This window comes from Kaistella gelatinilytica (genome assembly GCF_015679325.1).
Taxonomy (GTDB): Bacteria; Bacteroidota; Bacteroidia; order Flavobacteriales; family Weeksellaceae; genus Kaistella; species Kaistella gelatinilytica.
This window is the reverse complement of record NZ_JADPVI010000001.1, coordinates 462,454-484,232: the sequence shown is the minus strand read 5'-3', so window position 1 is coordinate 484,232 and position 21,779 is coordinate 462,454. Positions and strand designations below refer to the sequence as shown.

The following is a 21,779-nucleotide window of genomic DNA, read 5'->3' as shown; positions in this document are numbered from 1 at the left end:
CTCATGATTTTATTACTTATTTGTTACACAAATATTGGAAAAATAACAATACAATCCAACTTTTATTGTGAATATTATTAAAATTTTTCCTTAAAAAAAATAGTATTTTTGTAGGTCTCAATTTTACTTATGGCTACAACGACCGAAATCGATATTAAGAAACAACTTTTCGTAAAAAACGCACATCTTAACAACCTGAAACACATTGATGTACTTCTGCCAAAGAACAAACTCATTGTGATCACAGGTGTCTCGGGAAGTGGTAAATCATCGCTCGCTTTTGATACGATTTATGCAGAAGGGCAACGGCGATATGTAGAAAGTTTGAGTTCTTATGCCCGACAGTTTTTAGGGAAATTAGAAAAACCAAAAGTTGATGACATCAAAGGTTTGGCGCCGTCGATTGCGATCCAACAGAAAGTCATTTCTTCAAATCCCCGTTCTACGGTTGGAACTTCTACGGAAGTTTATGACTATCTGAAATTATTTTTTGCGAGAGTTGGTCGTACCTATTCGCCAGTTTCCGGGAATGAAGTGAAAAAAGATTCTGTAACAGACGTTATTAATTTCATCAAGGAGAACGAAAATCAAACTTTTTTGCTGAGAAGTCCTTTGATTTTCGGCGTTGAAAATTTCACTGAACTTTTAAAAACTTTAAAACTTACTGGTTTTACTCGATTAGAAGTGAATGGAAATGTAGCCGGAATTGAAGATCTGGAAAGTTTTGGTTTCATACCGGAAAAAGAAATGGAAATTCAACTGGTCATCGACCGTTTCAGTTACGAGGAAGACGAAAGTTTTCTTCAAAGGCTGGCTGATTCCATTCAAATGGCTTTTTATGAAGGTCGCGGCTATTGTTCTTTGAAAAATATTGAAACCGGAACGATCAGAGAATTCTCCAATAAATTTGAGCTCGACGGCATTGAATTTATGGAACCAAATGTTCATTTTTTCAGCTTTAATAATCCTTACGGAGCTTGTCCGGAATGTGAAGGGTACGGAAAAGTAATTGGTATCGATGAAGATCTGGTGATCCCGAATAAAAATCTTTCTGTTTTTGAAGACGCTGTTGCAAGCTGGAAAGGCGAAAGCATGAGTGAATGGAAAAAAGATTTCATTAAAAAAGCAAAAGATTTCCCGATTCACAAACCGTATTTTCAACTGACGAAAGAGCAGAAAAATTACTTATGGAAAGGCGACGAGTCGAAAACTTTCCCTTCTATAAATAATTTCTTCAAAATGCTCGAAGGAAATTTATATAAAATTCAGTATCGCGTAATGCTTTCCCGTTATCGTGGAAAAACTCTTTGTCCGACTTGCGAAGGTTTGCGTTTGCGTGAAGAAACAAAATGGGTGAAGATCGATGGGCACAACATTCAGTCGATGATCGATTTGCCTTTAGATGAATTTTTACCATTAATGAATTCTCTAAAACTGAACAAACACGATGCAGAAATTGCGAAACGTTTGCTGTATGAAATCACCACAAGATTAGCATTTTTGGAGAAAGTTGGTTTGGGATATTTGACCATTAACAGAACTTCGAATACCCTTTCGGGAGGAGAAAGTCAAAGAATTAATCTGGCGACAAGTCTGGGAAGTTCGTTGGTTGGTTCTATTTATATTTTGGATGAACCTTCGATTGGTTTACATTCTAAAGACACTGAAAATTTAATTGAAGTTTTAAAAAATCTGCGTGATCTCGGAAATACGGTAATCGTTGTAGAACATGATGAAGACGTGATGAAAGCTGCAGATTACATCATTGATATTGGTCCTGAAGCAGGATATCTAGGCGGCGAACTGGTTTTTGAGGGACATTTTAAAGAATTGAAAAATTCAGATTCCTTAACCGCCCAATATTTAACAGGAAAACTGGAAATTAAAGTTCCTGAAACTCGCAGAAAACCAAAAGAATGGATCCATATAAAAGGAGCGCGACAAAATAATTTAAAAAACATCGATGTTGATATTCCTTTGGAATGTCTGGTCGTCATTTCCGGTGTTTCCGGTAGTGGAAAATCGACTTTGATGAAAGATATTTTAACCAATGACATTCAGATTCAGCTCGGAATGGGTGGAAAGAAAGGTGATTACGATTCGGTGGAATTTCCGGAGAAAATCATTAAAAACATTGAACTCATTGACCAAAACCCCATCGGAAAATCAAGCCGTTCAAATCCAGTTACTTATTTGAAAGCTTATGATGATATTCGGGATCTATATTCAAAACAGAAACTAGCGAAAGTTCAAAATTTAAAACCGAAACATTTTTCCTTTAATGTTGATGGCGGAAGATGTGATGAATGCAAAGGAGACGGCGTAATCACTGTGTCAATGCAGTTCATGGCAGATATTGAACTGGAATGTGAAACCTGTCACGGAACCCGTTTCAAAGATGAAATTCTGGAAATAAAATTCGACGAAAAAAACATTTCCGATATCCTTCATTTGACGGTTGATGAGGCGTTGGAATTTTTCGCAGAAAATAACCAGACAAAAATCGTGACCAAACTAAAACCTTTGCAGGAAGTTGGTTTAGGATATTTGCAGTTGGGTCAAAGTTCTTCTACCCTTTCTGGCGGTGAAGCGCAAAGAGTAAAGTTAGCCTCCTTTTTAGTAAAAGGAGTTACGACGGATAAATCACTTTTTATTTTTGATGAACCTTCAACTGGATTGCATTTTCATGATATTAATAAATTATTGAAATCTTTGCAGGCATTAATAGAATTGGGACATTCGGTGGTCGTAATTGAGCATCAACCAGATATTATAAAAACTGCAGATTATGTGATCGACATTGGTCCGGAAGCAGGAAAGTACGGTGGTGAAATTGTTTTCGCCGGAACACCGGAAGATTTAGCGAAAGATAAAAAATCGCATACAGGTAAATACTTGAAGGAGAAATTAGAATAAACTGATTTCATAATTTATAATATATAAGCCAGCTTTTAGAAGTTGGCTTTTTTCATGCATTTTATTCCACACAAAACATATTTCGAAAAAAAGACAGCTACTAACTGTTCAAGAAGAAATTGTATATCATATCAAAAATTCAATAGGTCTTCGTAATCTTAAACTTAATCAAAAGGTCTATCATCAGGAAGTTTTCGACTTAAACTAGATTTTATTGAACATCAAGGTGATTTTGGCAAAGAAAATTTAAGCGTGTTTTAACGGTGTGATTTAGAGCGAAATCACGCTCTTAGAATAGGTGTTTCAACGGATTAAAAAGCACTTTTCTCATTGTACTTTTGCAATGTAATTAATTAATAACCAATCATTAAAAACAAAAATCGAATTAAAAATGGCAAAACAAATCAAAAAAAAATCTGATCCTACAGAACATCTTTTTGGCTGGATACCCGATGTTCCGGATCAACGAGATCTGATGTATTCTGCACCGCTCAGCGTTATGAAGAGTATGACCTCAAAAATCAATCTGCGGTCAATGTGTCCTCCCGTTTATGATCAGGGACAATTGGGGAGCTGTACTGCAAATGGCTTAGGTGCAGCGTTTCAGTTCGGACAAATGAAACAAAAGTTAAAATCTTTTACTCCCTCCCGTCTTTTTCTTTATTACAATGAGAGGGTGATGATCAACACTGTAAATTCCGACAGTGGAGCTTTTATCAGAGACGGTATTAAATCATTGAATACAGATGGTGTTTGTTCTGAAACGCTGCTAACCTACAACATTGCAAAGTTTACAAAAAAACCCAGTTTAAAATGTTACTCTGCCGCTCACAAAAATACGATCCAAAGCTATATGCGATTAAACAACAGCAGTTTGTTTCAATTACAATCATGTTTGTCTGACGGTTATCCTTTTGTTTTTGGATTTACAGTGTACGAAAGCTTCAGAACCATAGGTAAAGACGGCATCATGCCAATGCCTACAAGTACAGAAGCCAGACTTGGTGGACATTGCGTAATGGCAGTTGGATATGATGATTCTAAACAATTATTCATCGTGCGTAATTCATGGGGTGAAAGCTGGGCAGACAAAGGGTATTTTTATATGCCGTACGCCTTTATTACCAATAATCATCTATGTGATGACTTCTGGACCATTCGGCTTTTAACGCCGACAAAAGTTTCAAAAACTTCAAAAACTTCAAAAAAATAAAACAACAATCATGGCAAATCAAAAATTAAAAATCGAGGATTTAAAATCCGAACTGCTAGCTTCAAATGCAACATGGGTTGCAGCTGAAAATGAATTCACTTCTTTATCTGAAAGTGAAATGCAAAAATTCTTAGGTTTCACACCAGCTCCTGGAGAAGCCTCATTGATGGAAAGGGAGAAGCAAGCTTTGGCGAGCTTCGCAGCATTTAAAGTTGCAAAAGGTGCAGTAGGATATCCTACCACTTTCGACTGGCGAAATGTTGGAGGAAATAATTATGTAACTTCTGTTAAAAATCAAGCGGCTTGCGGATCATGTGTTGCTTTTGGAGCAATTGCAACTACTGAATCTACGATGCGTGTATTGCGGGGAAATCCTAATTTAGCCATCGATTTTTCCGAAGCTCATCTTTTTTACTGCTTAGGAGGCAGTGAAGGCAGGAAGTGTGGTGGAGCAAACGGCGGATGGTGGCCGGAAAACGCTTTTAACAAATTCAGAGATGTTGGTGTCATTCCAGAATCTGCTTACCCATACACAGGTGGCGATCAAGCATGTGGCGCACCAGCAAACTGGCAATCAATGGTTACCAAAATATCCAGTTATCATGCGATTACCAATGCTGCGGATATGAAAAACTGGTTAAGTACCAGAGGACCGTTAGCGGCATGTTTTACGGTTTACAATGACTTTTTCGCTTACAGTTCAGGAGTCTATCGTCATGTTTCAGGAGCACTTGCAGGCGGTCACTGCGTTTGTATCATAGGTTACAGCGATACCGAACAATGCTGGATCGCAAAAAACAGTTGGGGTACAGGTTTTGGTCAGGGTGGATTTTTTAAAATTGGTTATGGTCAATGCGGAATTGACGCAAAAATGCACGCTGTTGACGGCGTTGTAGAAACCGGCTGGAACACCAATCTCCATGTGCAGGGATTATGGAGTAATGAGAGCGATCGTAATGTTTATGTATATCTGGAAAATTTAGGCTGGAGAAAAATTTCCCCCGACAATGACAATATCGTAATTAATTTACTTACGCTGTTTGCAGATGCAAAAGCGAATAACAGAACAGTTAATGTTTATTTAGAAAATAGTATCATCAAACAGGTTTACTCCCTTTAACTTTAAAAATAATATATCATGTCTAAACAAAATAATGATAAAAACGCAGCAATTCCTGCTCCAGAAGCAATGCAAGCCAATCAGTCAATTGCGAAAGCAAAAAATTTCCCTACCCTTGAACCACCAACTTTGGGTGCAGTAGGAACAGTTTTTAACGGACAAAAAGTTGTACAAACTTTCGGTAGTGCCAATGATCAAAACCAGTGGTTAAATATCACCGGAGCGGGTTTCAAGAAAATCGTTAACACTTCTTCCAGCGCGAACATGGCTCTAACAATCATCGGAAATCATGCGAAACAGCTGAACTCTCCGATTAATTATCGAACAGAAGCAGATGGTTTAATCCATGAAATTTACGCTTTCTAAAAATTGAAAACGGAAAAATAATGAGGACGACTGCTTATTAAATATTCAGTCGTTCTTTTTTATAACTTTGAATAATGAAAATAAGAGCAACCTTTCTTCTAGTTCCACTAATCATTGCTAATTGCTCTTCCTCATGTAAGCAACAGAAAAAGTATAATCCTAACAAGAATAAACCAGTTATGTCTTTACAATCAACCTATAAGATGAAAGTAGATGAACACCTAACTTTGTCTTTAACAAGTCTTTCCACTGCAGGTTATCTTTGGAGCTATGATATCGAAAACAAAGATATCATTGAAATAAAAAGAGTTGAAAACTTAAATTCAAAACCTGACGATGCAGTTGGCCGCAGTGCCGATGAAAACTTTGAAGTCATTGGAAAAAATACAGGAACCACAAAAGTTGTTTTCTCCCAACGCAGACCTTGGGAAACTGATGGCGCGAGTAATTCTGAAAAAACAATTACATTCACTGTGGAATAAGAAAATTTTTCTATTTAAATGTAAAATTGAAATTTGAAATCTGAATTTTGAATTTTGAATTTTGAAATTTAAAAAAGCTTTCATTAAGTTGATCGCTATGAATATTTTTTAAAATGAATTCAAAATAATTACTGGAGATTAATATCATTCTTTACAATCAATTTTAGAAATATCATCGAGCATTAATTTTTGCCAAATTAAAAACTTTAGATTTATAGAACTTCGGATATTTAACGGAAAAATTGGAATAGACTTTATGCAATTTTTCGAAAAAAAACTGAGTCAGCTTCTTGAAGCTGGCTTTTTTGCTACAAAAACCTTCAAAAAATATTCTCGCCGATTATTCCAAAATATTTTTAACTTTACTTAAATTCCCATGAATGATCACTCGAAAATTTACAGTTTTTATACTACTTCTATTTTCGGGAATCTTTATTTTTTCTCAAACTCCAGATTTTTCAGTTAAAACTTTATCCTTGAACGAGGGACTTTCGCAGGGTTCAAACTATTTTCGCTTCGAAGACCAGCTCGGTTTCATGTGGCTTTCTGCCAATGATGCCATCAACAGATTCGACGGAAGCCAGGTAAAAGTATATAATTTGAATCGCTATTTTGAAAAATGCCCGAATTTAGCGCAAGCTTATGGGATTTCCGAGGACGCAGAAAACAATATGTATTTTGGTTCTACCAATGGTCTATATTGCTATTCAAGGCAAAAGAATACTTTTCATTTACTCCAGATTTTTTCAGATAAAAAAAACCAGTTAACAATGCCTTTTGGTTTTTGGAATAATAAAATTTGGTGCTTCAACAATAAATTTGAAATTTCGAGTTTCGATGTTAAGACTCAAAAAATATCATTTCTTACCAAACTTAATTTACCGGAACTGTCTTCAGTTCATGTTTATAACCAGAATTTCTCGAAGGCTTTTTATCAAAGTTTTCCAGTAATTATTGGTAATAAAGCTTGGTTTTGCACGAAGAATAAAGTCTTGCAAATAGACTTAAAAACGAAAAAAATTGAAGAACCTTTGAAGGAAATTTCTTTAAAAGAGAATTTAGAATTCAATTCTATTTCCTACACCAAAGAAAATAAGAAACTCCTTTTCGCTACCAATAAAGGTTTATTGATCGACGACTTTAAAACGAACAATATTCATATTCAAAATCAAATCGGTACTCTTTCTTTACAAAATTTATTGTCAGTTATTTCGAACGGGAATCTTTTAGTTCTTTTTCGACAAAATAACTTAACAATTTTAAAGGAAAAAACGAGGGAGATAATTTACCAAAAAATTAAGAACTTTTCTTACTATCAATTTGGTTTTGATAAAAATGATAGATTGTGGTTTTGTGATGATGGAAAGGGACAACTTATATTCGATTTTGGCGGGCCGTTAATTCAAAAAGCGACAAGTGAAAATACGTTTACGAATCCGGATTTTAACGGGGTTGCTACCATTAATTCTATAAATGAAAACGAATTGCTCATCAACTCAAACTACACCTGGAATAAAAATACAAAAACTGCAAAAAAAATCACCGGATCTATAAATAGTAACTCTAGTTTTAGAAGCAGTTACGATCAATACCGGAAAGGAATCTGGTTATATAATGACGCAAGTTTTCCGGGTAGCAGTTTGCTTTTCATGGACGAAAATAAAAACGTTTCCCAGTTTGCATCCAGTAAAAATTTAAGTCCATTTGGAAAAATTCAAGATTTAAAAGCGCTTTCCGAAAATCAACTTTTGTTGGCAACGGAGATCGGTCTCATCAAATTTGATATCAAAGAAAATAAATTTACAGAAATACCTCATCAAAATCAAAAGAATGCGTTTTACATCAATCCGCTTTCGGAGAATCGGTTTGCAATAAGCTATATTAATCATGATATGCTTTTAGTGAAAAAGACTGAAAATGGAGATTTTATTTTTGAAAAAAATATTCTTCCAGGCAAGCAATCTTTTTATATGCAGGAAGATATTCAAAAAGAAAATTTCTGGGTTGGTACCAATAACGGACTTTATCTTTTAGACAAAAACTTCAATATTTTAAAAACATTTGACGCGAATTCAGAAATGGCAGGAACGTATATATATGGTTTGCTAAAAGATGATCTCGGAAATATTTGGGTGAGCCATCAGAGATGCTTAAGCTCCATTAATGCTTCGACATTTCAAGTTATCAATTACGATTTAAAAGACGGCGTGCAAGACTGGGATTTTAATAACCGGTCATTTTGTAAAACACCAGATGGAACTTTATATTTTGGTGGCGCAATGGGTTTTAATTATTTTAAACCTCCATTAAAGCACAGTTCAAATTATCACCCGAAAATTTATATTGATGAAATTCAGGTAAATTCTAAGATCTTCCGACCTGATATAAATCCGGATCATATCAAAAATCTCAATTTTAAAACGGAAGAAAATAATATTTCTCTCAAAGTCATCATTTCGGATTTAGGTAATGCGGAATCGTACAAAATAGCTTACCGCATTGACGGCAAAAAATGGATCTTAAAGTCGAATTCAGCACAAATTGATTTCACCAGTTTGTCGCCAAAAACATATGAATTAGAATTGGCGATTTATGATAAATTCACCAACAAATATAAACTTCAAAAAAGAATTGTAATCACCATCAAAAATCCATTCTATAAGACAATTGGGTTCTGGATCATCAATTCGATCTTAATAACGGGTTTGCTGTTTTATCTTTATAACAGACGAAAATATACGCTCCAAAAAAGAAAATTTCGACAAAAACTTGAACTGGAACATCAGCGAAATAAGATTACCGCCGATCTGCATGATGACTTGGGAGCTTCATTGAGTAGTTTGCAGATCAACAGCGCTGTCGTACAGAAATTATTCGATAAAAATCCTGCGGAAGCAAAAAAAATACTGAAGAAAATAGAATCGCAGGCAAAAGGTATTTCGGAAAATATTGGAGATATTATCTGGAGTTTGAAACCCAGCAAAGATGAATTTATGTCTTTGAGTACACGAATAAAAAAAATAACGAGCGAGATTCTGGGCAGTTCAAATATTAAGTATAAAATAAAAATTGACGAATTGATTAACGAGGAGATCAATGATTTTTCTGCTCGTAAAAACATTATTTTAATTTGTAAAGAAGCACTCAATAACATACTTAAACACAGCGACTCTACGAAAGCTGAGTTGTCGATAGAAAAAAATGAAACTCACTTCAGATTACAGATCTCTGATAATGGAACGGGGTTTAAAAACTCAGAAAACGGTGGAAACGGTCTCACCAATATGAAAAAAAGAGCGGAAGAATTAGGAGCGAAATTCGAAATATCAATTAATAACGGAACTTCAATCATCATCGACATCCCTAGATTTAGGGAATAACATACCGTGATTTTACCCTTAACTTTGTCAAAATAATTTTTTAAGAAACCTCATAATGATTCGGATTTTCGCCTTTGACGACAGTTTAGAACGGCTCAATAGTTTGAAAGCACTTATTTCCTTAAGCGACAATCTGGAATATGTAGGAGATGCAGAAAATTGCGAAAATGTATTGAGTAAAATGGAAGCATTTTATCCAGACGTTGTTTTGATGGATATTAATATGCCAATTGTAGATGGTTTAGAAGGTTTAAAGCAAATAAAATCGAAGTTCCCACAGATAAAAGTTTTAATTCAGACCGCATTTGACGACAGCGATAAAATTTTTCAAAGTATTTCTAATGGTGCAAGCGGATACATTCTAAAATCCGACCATCCAACCCGAATTTTGCAAGCCATAGAAGAAGTTTATGAAGGCGGCGCGGCGATGAATCCGGCGATTGCTAAAAGAGTTTTAGATTATTTCTCCCCCAAAAAAAATCTGGAAATTTTAACTTCTAAAGAACAGGAGGTTCTGAAATCTCTCGCGGAAGGAAACAGTTATAAAATGGTTGCGGATCAATTGGGCGTAAGTTATTCGACCATTAATTCTCACACGAAACATATTTACGAAAAATTGCATATCTCCTCTTTAGGTGAAGCGATCGCTTGGTATTATAAAAATCTGTGAGTAAAATTTTTCTTAGCTCTATTTACCTCATCCCTAGTTTTAGGGATTTTTTTTTGTGAGAATTCTTTTCATTTTTGCTTCTATAAATTTTAAAAAATAATATGATGAAAGCAAACTATTTTTTTTCTCTTTTAAAAACCCTCATTATTTTCGGAAGTTTTTTTCTTGTTCAAATGAATGCTCAGGATATTGATAATGATGGAGTTTTAGATAGCTCCGATAATTGTAAATATACTTACAACCCAGATCAAACAGATGAAGATGGCGATCAAATTGGAGATGCTTGTGATTGTGAAAAAACAATTGGAAATCCTGGAGGTCTACATACTCCTGCCATATTAATTTTTGCACATCCTTCCACCACCGTCAATAATGGAGATTTAGTGAGTTTTACTTCTATAATAGATTCGGGTGGAAGTTCTCCTATTTATCAATGGAGGAAAAACGGAGTTAATGTGGGTACAAACATTGCAACTTATTCAGACAATATATTGAATAACGGAGATGTAATAACCTGTGAACTGAAAAGTGATATTATTTGTACGGCAGGAAATGTAAGATCAAGTAATACTTTAACAATTACAATAAATACTTTATCTGCTACAGAAAGCAATCTGCAAGAAACTAATCCTTCAATTTATCCTAATCCTGCTTCTAACCTCATCTTCATTAAAAATTTTAAAAATATATCGGGGATTAAAATCTATGATTCCACAGAAAGAATTGTGAAAAATCTTAAAACAAATACTGATGCAGTTGATGTCTCCAATTTAAATAAAGGAATTTATTTCATTGAAATACTATCTGGAAACAAATCTTTTAAAACAAAATTCATTAAAGAATAATAAAAATCTTAAAAAAAAACATCATGAAAAAAAAATTATTTTCTACTTTACTTATTACCTTTTTGGGTATTAATTTAATGTTTAGCCAGTACAAAATACCTTCTTGTTCTTTCAACTCAGCGGCAGATGTTAATAATTGGGCAATTTACCCTACAACTGTAAACAAAACCTGGTTCAACGGCGGTTGCGTAGCAATGTTTGTAAATAATCTTTACAACACCATCCCCGTAACTATTCTCTCTCCAATTTTCACCATCAGCGGATCAGGAACTTATACGCTGACCATTGGATATGCAGTGATCTATAGCATAACACCAGCTTTATTTGAGCTGGTAAATGACACAACAAATATGGTGATGGCGACCTCTAGCGTCACTACTACTACAGGGGTTTGTACGTCCTGGCCAAATTCAAAAATAAATAAACAGGATTATATTGGTTTGGCACCCGGAAATTATCGTTTACGGGTTACCATTCCCACAGCATCTCAATTTTTTATTGAAAGTGTGAGATCAAGTATAGATTACAGTTTGCTAAGCAATGTAGAAACAGAAACCAATTCTAAAATTACTCTATATCCCAATCCTACCAAAGATAAAATTTTCATCAAAGACGTTGAAAATATTACAGGAATTAAGATTTATAATTCTGAGGGAAAACTTGTGAAAGAAAGCAAAACAACTTCTGACATAATGAATGTTTCGAGCTTACCAAAAGCATTGTACATCATGGAAATTACCACATCAGATAAATCCTATAAAACAAAATTCATTAAAGAATAAAAAACTAAAAAAAATCACCAGTATGAAAACAATTCAAAAATTTATGATCTTACTTCTCTTCGGATCATTTTTATCAACTCATGCGCAAGAGAATGCCCGTAAAGGTTGGGACGGCGTCGTAAAAGGCGGTCCTCGACTTAATGTAAGTTACAATTCTACAATGCCTAATTCTGCAACCAAAGATGCTTATGTTAATAATTCATCTGGAATTAGTGGAGATGTTTTTGTCCCTTTTTCATTATTTAGAAAAGGATGGGATGGTTGGCCAAAAACTTCAATAGGTTTAAATATTGGCGGAACTTATAATTTTGGCGGAAATGGAGACCCGAGTGTTGCTTTACCTAATGCCTTTCCAATTTTTGGACAAACCTCAAGTTCTGTTAGTTATAGAGGGGTAGATCAAAAAAATCCAGGTTTTAGAATTGGTGGAGGACCACAAGCTAATTTTAATTTAGGAGAACATTTCACTATTTCTCCCATGGTTTTGGCAGAATATTTCAGCATGACGCAAAAAGAAGTCAGTGCCGTACAAACAACTCAAGTTAATGGCCAAACCAAAGAATATAATCTGTGGACTTTACCTGAAACAAAAACAACAGGTATCGCCATAACGCCAAAAATAAGGGTGCGATATATGTTCAACGAAACGTTCGGCATTTTTGCTGACGCTGCTTATATCTTCGGACCGAAGATCAATACGCAAACTTCAACTTTAAATCCATTAGGAAACCCCAATCAAGCGGGGCAATATGAACAACAACAATTGGATCTGGGAACGCAAGTAAAAAGTGATATTAAATCTACTTCCTACAGCGCGCTGGCTTTAAACGTGGGATTGAGTTTTGACTTTGGTCGAAGAAGATGTCCGAATGGAGACTGTCGTGACAGTAAAAAAGTTGACGATAAAGGTTGGAATGGGAAGACTAAAATGACAAAAGCAGATTCTGGTTTTAAAGATCAAAATACCGATGAGCCAAAATTTCCCGCTGAAATTCAAAAATTAATTGATGCACAGGATGCCCAATTAAATAAAACTTTTGAGTACGCAAAAAACACAAATAAAGTTGCACAATCGAAGTGTAATTTTGAAGTGACGAAAGTTGATATTCAGTGTAATGGAAAAGACAGTCAAGGAAAAGCCAAATATCATGTTGTGATTACTTATAAAAATAATTCTACAACTGGAACTTCTACACTTGGACATTATTCAGTAGCATGCACTCCGACAACCTCAAATGGCACCTACTTAGCAGTTTCACCAGTTGGAAGCGCAACTATTTCAAGTTTGAGTCCTGCGTTTTCTAGTTTAACTCCAATTGCTCCTTTAGCAACTACAAATATTACTTTTGATATTGTTCCCAGCACCACTTTCTATTCGCTAAATATTCAAGGGAATACAATTAATAGTGCAACAAGTTGTGGGAATTGTGATGATGCAATTACACTACAGTTTCCGAATTGTTGTAATGGTTGCGAATTAAATCCGCTCACCGCAAATCCAATTTCTACCACGCAATTAGATGCTGCAACTGGAACTATAAGAATTGTAAACTCCATTTCTTCCCCGAAAAATATTGTGAGAGTTGATGCAGATATTGTTTCGATAAAATATTTTCCGATTACTAGTGATTGCGTGAAATGCAACAACAAAAACGCAAACCAGGATAATTTTGTTGGAACTAATAATATCGGCGGAACTGGCTGGACAAACAGTGGAAATCCTAAATTTTATTTAGGCGAAAATTCTGCACTTAATACCTCTCGTTCTTTGGTATTTACTTCTGCAAGTGCAGCTGGTGTCAATTTAGCATCGCCAACAAATATTACTCATACTGTTGGTGTTTCCCCAAATTCCTGTTGCGGAGACAAGGTTGAAATCTGGATCCGATATACAATTTGGGATACGGAATGTCATGTTTGTGATAAATTGGTTCAATCAATAATTACCCGTGATGGATCTTGCGCTGGTTCTAATGGTGGCGGAACAGGAACAGGAACTTCAACAGGAACAGCTACGCAATTACCAAATAAACTTTAAAAATAAAATCATGAAAAAAATATTATATATCTTAATTATAACACTTTATTCTAATTTCGGCTTTGGTCAAGATTATAATAGATGGGCTGAAAGTGCAGCAAGGGAACAAAAAATACCTCAAAATCAAATTTCAAATTTCAAATTAACCTATATCGCAAATTTGAAAAAAGAACTGAGTAAGAAAAACATACAACCTAAAATTAAGGTTTCTACAGATATTTGTGATGACGGAGGTTTTGAAACTAAAGATTTTTCTACATGGGGATGGACTATTGTTGATAATAGAAAAACCGGTACTAGTATAACTTATAATTCTACAATTACTGGTAGTGGCTCGCTAGTAACATCTACAATTCCTAGTACAACAGCTTTATCCCAATGGGAAATAGTTTCTACAGGATTTGATGCTATATTCCCAACTCTTCCTACTGTACATTCGGGAACTAAAGCACTAAAATTAGGAAGATCCGAACTTCCATCTATTTTACCAAACTGTAGTGCAGAATCCATCGAAAAAACTATAAATATTACTACTAGCAATAAAGAATTAACATTTTGGTATGCTTTAGTTTTACAAGATCCTTTTAAAAGTTCTAATGTTCATAATACTGGTGAAGCTCCTGCATTTGGTGTGAGAATAAAATCAACTTCAGCTTTTAATTATGTTCCAATTATACCAGTAGTAGGAAGTGGAACAGCACCCATCGAAGCACTAAATAACCCCTTCTTAACTAGCGGAATGCCAAGCCCATACACAGAAGCAATTGCAATGAGACCTTGGACTTGTGGAAAAGTAGATCTATCTTCATATATTGGACAGACAATAACAATAGAATTTATCGTTAATGATTGTTCCCACGCTGGTCACTTTGGTTATGCTTATTTAGATGATATTTGTATGGGATGTTCAGGATCGGATTTGGGAGATGCAAGCATTAATGGTATTTCGGATTCATGTGGGCTATCTGCTATGATAAGTGGTACTTATACATTACCTCATTCTAGTACAACAACTGGCACATTAAATTCACTTCAAGCCTATTTATATCAAGGAGGTGTTCCGGTAGCTGGTCCCGTAACAATTCCATCAATGTACATAACTTCTGGAACTTTTAATTTTCCAATTACAATTTTTGGGTCAATTCCTTCCGGCAGTTATGATATTGTTGTAAAAGGAAATTTTACATTTTCAGCAACCTCCTTTTCTACATTATCATCTTCTTCTGGCTTTGTGGCAGGTATAAATAATGATTGGACGAGAGATTGTCCACCACCAGCTAATCCACCAAACCCTTGTTGCAAAAACACCTTATCCATGGTAACTCCCGTTCCAGTTCCGCCAAGCTATCCTTACATTGATGGAACTTACGCCGTAGAATTGTACAATATTACAGCACCTTCCAGTGCGCCTATTACAGAAATCAGAGTGGAAACAACCAGTTTCGAATGGCTCGACGGTCCTGAAGATTGCAAACAATGCCAAATAAAAACCAATAATTTAGGTTCACTCTTTGGCGGAGTTTCTATTGGAGGTGTGATGAGCGGACCAACTTTACAACCTTATGGTAGCGGAGCAACATCCAGTGCTAATAATAGTGAAGTGGTGTTTGCCTTTTCAATTCCCAAAACTTTAGCTGTTGGAGATTTTATTAAATTAACCTATGTTTTACCTCCGGACAAAGAACTTTCTTGCTGTCATACCAAAGCAAAAGTCTGCAGGAAAATAAGCTGGAAAGATACCAATTGTGGCTATTGTGAAGTTTACGATTGCTCAATAATCGACCTTAAGCCAAAATCAACTCTTGCACCTGGATTCCCAATGCCAAGTTTACAAATGCTCTACCTGAACACGCGCGGAATTTTTGCTTTAGGCCATGCTAAAGGATACTAAAATTAAAATAATATAAATAATTAATCCACTTTTTTCAAAGTGGATTTTTTTAGTTTTAATTCAAATATTAATGTTCAAATTTCTTCAGGTTCAAATTCTTTTTTATAAATTTATTCCGTTTCAATTTTAAAGTAAATTGAACAATGATTTCAATAATTATAAATTACCTACCATCGAATTCCCCACATCCATTTCAGAAATCCAGCAAAGAATTCAAGAAATTGATCCCATTCAATATGGCATCACCCGTAATTTTAAAAACGGCGCAGTAACTAAATTAAGTCCCTACATTTCTCGGGGCGTTATTTCCACGCGCGATATTTTTGATCATTTAAAAACATTGGATTTAGAATGGTTTCAGGTCGAAAGATTGGTGCAGGAATTAGCTTGGCGCGATTTTTTTCAAAGTGTCTGGAAAGAAAAAGGAACCCAAATTTTTTCAGATCTTAAACAACCGCAGGAAAATGTAGAAAATCACGGATTTCCAGCTTCGATTTTAAAAGGTGAAACTGGTATTCAAATTTTAGATGAAGCCGTAAAAACCCTTTACGAAACTGGATATCTTCACAATCATTTGCGAATGTATCTGGCTTCAGTTTGTTGCAATATTGCGCATTGTCATTGGTCAGAACCGGCGAAATGGCTTTACAGTAATTTACTGGACGGAGATTTGGCAAGCAATCATTTCAGTTGGCAATGGGTCGCCGGAAGTTTTTCTAATAAAAAGTATTTTGCGAACCAGGATAATCTGAATAAGTATTTTGGCGGAACTCAGAAAAATACCTTTCTGGATGTTGATTATTCAGAATTTGAAACTATAAAAACGCCCGAAATTTTAAAAGAAACTGAAAAGTTTAATTTGAAAACTTCACTAAATTTTTTAAAGAGCGACGTTGTTACAAATGAGAAAACGTTGATATTTAATTATTACAATCTAAATCCAAGTTGGAAATCTGCGGAAAATTACCAACACGTCTTACTTCTCGAACCTTCCTTTTTTGAAAAATTTCCCGTTTCCAAGATAGTACTCAACTTTGCTTTGGAATTATCCAAAAACATTCCTGATCTTAAAGTTTTCGTTGGAGAATTTGCAGATCTGCATGCAATAATTTCTTCTGAAAATCTGCACTACAAAGACCATCCAACAAATTTGCATTACTTAGGAACAAAGCAAAACCGCAAATCGCTTTCCACTTTAGAAGGAGATTTCCCTTCTTTTTTTTCTTACTGGAAAAAAATCAAAAAAGAATTGCAAAAAGAATTTGAAACCAGATAAAAACCTCAAAAATTAATGTCCAGATCGATCAATCTTATTTTCCCAAATCAATTATTTCAAAATCATGCTTTGCTTGAGAACGGTGGTGATATTTATTTAATTGAAGAGTACCTATTTTTTAAGGAATTGAAATTTCATAAGCAGAAAATCGCATTCCATCGAGCTTCTATGAAATTTTTTCAAACTTATTTAGAAAAGAAAGAGGCGAAAGTAATTTACATTAACAGTCACGACGAATTATCCGACATCAGAAATTTTCATGTCGAAGTTGATAAAAAAAAGGTAACGGAAATAAATGTCGTTTGTCCAAGCGACGATTGGCTGGAACGCAGATTAAAAAAAGTTTGCGAAAACATACAACTCAACATTCTCGACTCTCCCCAATTCATTAATAACAATAGTGATTTAGCGGAATTCTTTAACCCTGAAAAAAAGTTTTATTTTCAAACGGCATTTTACAAACAGGAAAGAATTCGCCTTAATATTTTGATGACGGACGACGGAAAACCTGAAGGTGAAAAATGGACTTTCGATGTTGATAATCGGAAGAAATATCCCAAAACCAAAACTCCACCTCCAATTCATTTTCCCGAAAACTCAGAGTTCTGGAAGGAAGCTCTAAAATACACCGAAGAAAAGTTTAAAAATAATCCCGGGGAACTTTCCAAAAATCCGCTCTACCCGATCACTCATGAAGAATCTCAAAACTGGCTTCAGCAGTTTTTCGATTACCGTTTCCAGGATTTTGGAATTTTTGAAGATTCCATCGTAGAAAAAGAGGCATTTCTGAATCACAGCGTGCTTTCTCCGCTCCTCAATTCCGGACTTTTACAACCCGTTGACGTCATTAATCAAACGCTGATTTTTTCGCAGAAAAATAAAATTCCACTGAATTCTCTGGAAGGTTTTATTCGACAAATTATCGGTTGGCGCGAATTTATGCACGGAATGTATCTTTACAAAGGTCGGTTTTCCCGCACGCAGAATTTCTTCAACTTCACCCGAAAAATTCCAAAGAGTTTTTATGATGGCACCACCGGAATTCAGCCCATCGACGAAACCATTAAAAAAGTGATGAAAAATGCTTACTGCCATCATATCGAACGTTTGATGATCCTCGGAAACTTCATGCTGCTCTGCGAATTTAATCCAAAAGAAGTCTATAAATGGTTCATGGAACTCTTCATCGACGCTTACGATTGGGTCATGGTTCCCAATATTTATGGGATGAGTCAGTTTGCAGACGGCGGAACTTTCGCCACGAAACCCTATTTGAGCGGCTCCAATTACATCAAAAAAATGAGTGATTATTCTACGGGCGATTGGGAAAAAATTTGGGACGGACTATTTTGGCGGTTTGTGGGAACGCAGGAAGAATTTTTCAAAAAAAATCCACGCGTTTCAATGATGCATTATTCCTTTCAAAAAATGGATCCTGAAAAAAAAGAAGCTCATTTAAAGTACGCGAATGAATTTCTGAAAAGTTTAGATGGTATTTAGTTTCTTTATTAGGAGTTAGAAGATTGTTTTCTCTCCCGAAGATTCCACCCGCTTTCTGTTACAATCTTTTTGTTTTGTCTTGCGCCAAAACAAAAAGGATTTCCACTTCAATCGGGACTAGAATAAAATTTTGTTTATTCTACAAAATAGAAGAAATCTATTTTCATTTTCAGTTATCATCGCTAACATTCGTCATAATCAGCCACTTATCCACAAAAAAATGTTAGTAAGCTGTTAATTTTAACATTAAATTCACATTCAACATGAAAATAATTACTATTTTTACTTATAAATAAAATTGAGATGATGATCAATTTCTTTTTATCGAGTTCAAAATTATTATTGAATGTAAAAATTTAAGAGAAGCACCGTCGGCTTCTCTTTTTTCTTGGTGTTTAACTAAAAAATGAGATTTTCTTATCTACTGAATCCACTTCTAAAGAGTGGATTCTTTTTTAGCACTCCCTAAAAATTCTTAAATTTGATTTACTTCCGGCTTCATAGTTCAACGGATAGAATAAGAGTTTCCTAAACTTTAGATCCGGGTTCGATTCCCGGTGAAGCTACTAAGAGAAAGAGCCAGGTAACTAGTAAAAAGAAACATTTTTCGCTCCTCTACTTTCCACTTGGCTCTTGTACCTTTTATCTTGGCTCTTCTATTTCTTATCTACCATAATTCGCTCCTTTCTGTTCGCAATTTCCCAAGCTGTAGCGAAAACCAACTGCGCACGTTTTTGTAAAGCAACGTAATCAATTTTATCCGGCGTGTCACTTGGTTTGTGATAATCGGCGTGAATACCGTCAAAGTAAAAAGCAACCGGAACTCCGTTTTTCGCGAAGTTATAATGATCAGAACGGTAATACAATCTTTCCGTATCATTCGGATCGTCGTATTTGTAATTCAGTTCTAATTTTACGGTTGCAGCGTTGGCTGCGACATTGATCCTCTTTAATTCTTTACTCAACATTTCAGACCCGATCACGTAAACATAATCTTTTCCACAGTTCGCAGGATCGCATCTTCCGATCATATCGATATTCAGATCAACAACCGTATTTGCCATGGGAAAAACTGGATTGTCTGCGTAATATTTTGAACCCAAAAGTCCGTGTTCCTCGCCCGTAACATGTAAAAATAAGATCGAACGTTTCGGCCCGTTACCAGATTTTTTTGCCATTTGAAAAGCCTTTGCAATTTCCAGAACAGCTACTGTGCCACTACCGTCATCATCTGCACCGTTGTAAATTTGACCATCTTTCATTCCAAGATGATCGTAATGTGCAGAAATCACAATTACTTCTTCCGGTTTTTCTGAACCTTCGATAAACGCTAAAATATTTTCAGATTCAGGTAAATTTCCCCTTCTTCCCATCAAAGCTTCTTTTGGTACGATCTGGTAATAAGAACTCATCGATTTCGGGTGAGAAACTCCCATTTTCTGGTACTGTTCAATCAAATAGCGACCTGCCTTTTTCTGACCTTCACTTCCGGTATCACGACCTTCCATTTCATCGCCAGCTACGACATAAAGATTTGTTTTCAAATCAGCAGAAGTGATCGACTCATAAGATTTTTTAAAGGGTGAACCTGAATAAGATAGATTTGCCGCGCAACTTTGTAGTAAAGCGAACGCAATAATCGGTATCAGTAATTTTGAATTTTTCATCTTTTATCAATTTTTCAAGCCTAAAGATAAGTTTTATTTTTAGGATAGCTCAATCGTTTTTTTAAGTAATTTTGATAAAAACTAAAATATGTTTCTTCCGAAAAAGCACTCCGGTTCCGACAACACGATCTTTTCTGAGATGACAGCGCTCGCTCAAAAACAGGAGGCGGTGAATCTTTCTCAGGGATTTCCAGATTATGAAATTGATGACCGTTTGAAAAAACTGCTGTGTGAAGCGGCAGAAAAAAACTTTAATCAATATGCCCCAATGTCGGGAAATCCGTTGCTCATTGAAAATCTTATTGAATTTAATAACAAGAGAACAATTCCTATTTCTGTGAGCAAAGAAAATATCACCATTTCTCCCGGCGCAACTTACGGAATTTATACGGCATTAGCTTCTGTCATTAGTTTTGGTGATGAAGTAATTGTTCTCGAACCCAATTATGATTCTTACGTTCCGGCGATTGAAATGAATGGTGGAAAACCAATTTTTGTAAGTCTTAATGATGATTTTAAAGTTAATTTTGAAGCTTTAAAAAAAGCCATCACCGAAAAGACAAAAGCCATTATCATCAATTCACCACACAATCCTTCCGGTAAAATCTGGAAAAAAGAAGATTTCAATCAACTTTCTGATCTCGTTGAAAACACCGAAATCATTATCATTTCAGACGAGGTTTATGATATTCTAACGTACGATCAAAATGAATTTTACAGCGCTTTTCATCATCCAAAACTTCGGGAAAGATGTTTCAGCATTTTTTCATTTGGCAAAATGTTCCACATCACGGGTTGGAAAGTCGGTTATGTTTTGGCTTCTCCCGAACTTTCCCAAGCGTACCGTCGCGTTCATCAATATCTCGCTTTCAGTGTAAATGCGCTGGCTCAATACGCTTTAGCCAAATATCTAGAAGTTTTTGAGCCAAAAGAAAATCAAAAAATCATGCAGCAGAAAAGAGATTTTTTTCTCAATGAAATTCAAGATTTGCCTTTTACTTTAAATGAAAAAGCCGAAGCGGGATATTTTCAAATTCTCAGTTTTAAAAATATTTCTGAACTTTCAGATAAAGACTTCGCAGTTTGGCTTACCGAAAAAGCAAAAGTCGCTACGATTCCAGTTTCTGCTTTTTACCATGATCAAAAAAGTACAGGAAACGTGAGATTTTGTTTTGCGAAAAAAGAAGAGACTATTTTAAAAGCCGTGGAGAATTTGAGGAGATATTTGGGATAAAAAACCTGATTTTTATTGTAAAATTTAGTCTAAACAAAATATATATTACAGCCAGATTTTCTCCTCTCTGCAGCGGTCCAAAATATATTTTTTTAAGCTTAAAATTGCGTTCTGATAATTTGGAGCTTCGTACCCAAAACGGTCGTGTTCCATCTGTTCTTTTTCCAAATCACTGCATCCTTTTATCACTTCCTGCAGCATATCGATCATTGCTAATTCTTTGCTGTTCGATTTCTCAAATTTGAATTCTATAATTTCGGTTTCCAGTTCCCCGCAATATTCCAAAAGCTCGATTACCTCTGCTTCTTCAAGTAAGGAAGGATTGTAGTTGAAAATTTCCCGTGTAGATTTCATCGCATAAAAGATTTAAACAAATTTAAAAATTATCCTCAAAGTCTT

At 35.2% G+C, this 21,779-nt stretch carries 16 protein-coding genes and 1 tRNA gene; 15 read left to right on the top strand and 2 right to left on the bottom strand.

Going from position 1 to position 21,779, the window contains the following annotated elements; all coding sequences use genetic code 11:
• Positions 1-129: 129 nt before the first annotated feature.
• The 14 genes from uvrA (at position 130) to IV494_RS02025 (ending at position 19,045) form a co-directional block, all read left to right on the top strand.
• Complete coding sequence (gene uvrA / locus IV494_RS02090) at positions 130-2,916, top strand: excinuclease ABC subunit UvrA (RefSeq protein ID WP_196078512.1); 2,787 nt, start codon at positions 130-132, stop codon at positions 2,914-2,916.
• Between the two features lie 391 nt (positions 2,917-3,307).
• The gene (locus IV494_RS02085; RefSeq protein ID WP_196078511.1) at positions 3,308-4,129 is read left to right on the top strand and encodes a C1 family peptidase; all 822 of its coding nucleotides are present in this window, start codon (positions 3,308-3,310) and stop codon (positions 4,127-4,129) included.
• A 10-nt stretch (positions 4,130-4,139) separates the two neighbouring features.
• A complete protein-coding gene (locus IV494_RS02080; protein WP_196078510.1) occupies positions 4,140-5,249 on the top strand; it encodes a C1 family peptidase in 1,110 nt (369 codons plus the stop codon).
• Positions 5,250-5,267: 18 nt separating this feature from the next.
• On the top strand, positions 5,268-5,615 hold the full coding sequence (locus tag IV494_RS02075; protein WP_196078509.1) for a hypothetical protein: 348 nt from the start codon (positions 5,268-5,270) through the stop codon (positions 5,613-5,615).
• Positions 5,616-5,794: 179 nt separating this feature from the next.
• Entirely contained in the window at positions 5,795-6,097 is a 303-nt protein-coding gene (locus IV494_RS02070; protein ID WP_196078508.1) for a protease inhibitor I42 family protein, read from the top strand.
• Positions 6,098-6,477: 380 nt separating this feature from the next.
• Entirely contained in the window at positions 6,478-9,477 is a 3,000-nt protein-coding gene (locus IV494_RS02065; protein WP_196078507.1) for a sensor histidine kinase, read from the top strand.
• A gap of 55 nt (positions 9,478-9,532) precedes the next feature.
• A complete protein-coding gene (locus IV494_RS02060; RefSeq protein WP_230379814.1) occupies positions 9,533-10,147 on the top strand; it encodes a response regulator in 615 nt (204 codons plus the stop codon).
• Between the two features lie 104 nt (positions 10,148-10,251).
• A complete protein-coding gene (locus IV494_RS14930) occupies positions 10,252-10,992 on the top strand; it encodes a thrombospondin type 3 repeat-containing protein (protein WP_230379813.1) in 741 nt (246 codons plus the stop codon).
• Between the two features lie 23 nt (positions 10,993-11,015).
• Positions 11,016-11,774 (top strand): T9SS type A sorting domain-containing protein, encoded by a 759-nt coding sequence (locus tag IV494_RS02050; protein WP_196078505.1) that lies wholly within the window; start codon positions 11,016-11,018, stop codon positions 11,772-11,774.
• Between the two features lie 22 nt (positions 11,775-11,796).
• Entirely contained in the window at positions 11,797-13,812 is a 2,016-nt protein-coding gene (locus IV494_RS02045; protein ID WP_196078504.1) for a hypothetical protein, read from the top strand.
• A 10-nt stretch (positions 13,813-13,822) separates the two neighbouring features.
• Entirely contained in the window at positions 13,823-15,703 is a 1,881-nt protein-coding gene (locus IV494_RS02040) for a hypothetical protein (RefSeq protein WP_196078503.1), read from the top strand.
• A 136-nt stretch (positions 15,704-15,839) separates the two neighbouring features.
• Positions 15,840-16,979, top strand: a complete 1,140-nt coding sequence (locus IV494_RS02035; protein WP_230379812.1) for an FAD-binding domain-containing protein — start codon at positions 15,840-15,842, stop codon at positions 16,977-16,979.
• Between the two features lie 15 nt (positions 16,980-16,994).
• Positions 16,995-18,479: a cryptochrome/photolyase family protein gene (locus IV494_RS02030; RefSeq protein WP_196078502.1), complete on the top strand. Its 1,485-nt coding sequence runs from the start codon at positions 16,995-16,997 to the stop codon at positions 18,477-18,479.
• 494 nt (positions 18,480-18,973) lie between these two features.
• Positions 18,974-19,045 (top strand) — tRNA-Arg (locus IV494_RS02025).
• 90 nt (positions 19,046-19,135) lie between these two features.
• Here the strand turns inward: IV494_RS02025 and IV494_RS02020 are convergent.
• Entirely contained in the window at positions 19,136-20,146 is a 1,011-nt protein-coding gene (locus IV494_RS02020) for a M28 family metallopeptidase (protein ID WP_196078501.1), read from the bottom strand.
• A gap of 88 nt (positions 20,147-20,234) precedes the next feature.
• Here IV494_RS02020 and IV494_RS02015 point away from each other — a divergent pair, with 88 nt between their 5' ends.
• On the top strand, positions 20,235-21,380 hold the full coding sequence (locus IV494_RS02015; protein WP_196078500.1) for a methionine aminotransferase: 1,146 nt from the start codon (positions 20,235-20,237) through the stop codon (positions 21,378-21,380).
• A 45-nt stretch (positions 21,381-21,425) separates the two neighbouring features.
• On the opposite strand, the gene IV494_RS02010 is transcribed toward IV494_RS02015, so the two are convergent.
• Complete coding sequence (locus tag IV494_RS02010; protein ID WP_196078499.1) at positions 21,426-21,734, bottom strand: hypothetical protein; 309 nt, start codon at positions 21,732-21,734, stop codon at positions 21,426-21,428.
• Positions 21,735-21,779 lie beyond the last annotated feature (45 nt).

Bases quoted from the DNA above. Each gene is read 5' to 3' on its own strand.
- uvrA (WP_196078512.1), top strand. From the start codon at position 130: ATGGCTACAACGACCGAAATCGATATTAAGAAACAACTTTTCGTAAAA.
- IV494_RS02085 (WP_196078511.1), top strand. From the start codon at position 3,308: ATGGCAAAACAAATCAAAAAAAAATCTGATCCTACAGAACATCTTTTT.
- IV494_RS02080 (WP_196078510.1), top strand. From the start codon at position 4,140: ATGGCAAATCAAAAATTAAAAATCGAGGATTTAAAATCCGAACTGCTA.
- IV494_RS02075 (WP_196078509.1), top strand. From the start codon at position 5,268: ATGTCTAAACAAAATAATGATAAAAACGCAGCAATTCCTGCTCCAGAA.
- IV494_RS02070 (WP_196078508.1), top strand. From the start codon at position 5,795: ATGTCTTTACAATCAACCTATAAGATGAAAGTAGATGAACACCTAACT.
- IV494_RS02065 (WP_196078507.1), top strand. From the start codon at position 6,478: ATGATCACTCGAAAATTTACAGTTTTTATACTACTTCTATTTTCGGGA.
- IV494_RS02060 (WP_230379814.1), top strand. From the start codon at position 9,533: ATGATTCGGATTTTCGCCTTTGACGACAGTTTAGAACGGCTCAATAGT.
- IV494_RS14930 (WP_230379813.1), top strand. From the start codon at position 10,252: ATGAAAGCAAACTATTTTTTTTCTCTTTTAAAAACCCTCATTATTTTC.
- IV494_RS02050 (WP_196078505.1), top strand. From the start codon at position 11,016: ATGAAAAAAAAATTATTTTCTACTTTACTTATTACCTTTTTGGGTATT.
- IV494_RS02045 (WP_196078504.1), top strand. From the start codon at position 11,797: ATGAAAACAATTCAAAAATTTATGATCTTACTTCTCTTCGGATCATTT.
- IV494_RS02040 (WP_196078503.1), top strand. From the start codon at position 13,823: ATGAAAAAAATATTATATATCTTAATTATAACACTTTATTCTAATTTC.
- IV494_RS02030 (WP_196078502.1), top strand. From the start codon at position 16,995: ATGTCCAGATCGATCAATCTTATTTTCCCAAATCAATTATTTCAAAAT.
- IV494_RS02020 (WP_196078501.1), bottom strand. From the start codon at position 20,146: ATGAAAAATTCAAAATTACTGATACCGATTATTGCGTTCGCTTTACTA.
- IV494_RS02015 (WP_196078500.1), top strand. From the start codon at position 20,235: ATGTTTCTTCCGAAAAAGCACTCCGGTTCCGACAACACGATCTTTTCT.
- IV494_RS02010 (WP_196078499.1), bottom strand. From the start codon at position 21,734: ATGAAATCTACACGGGAAATTTTCAACTACAATCCTTCCTTACTTGAA.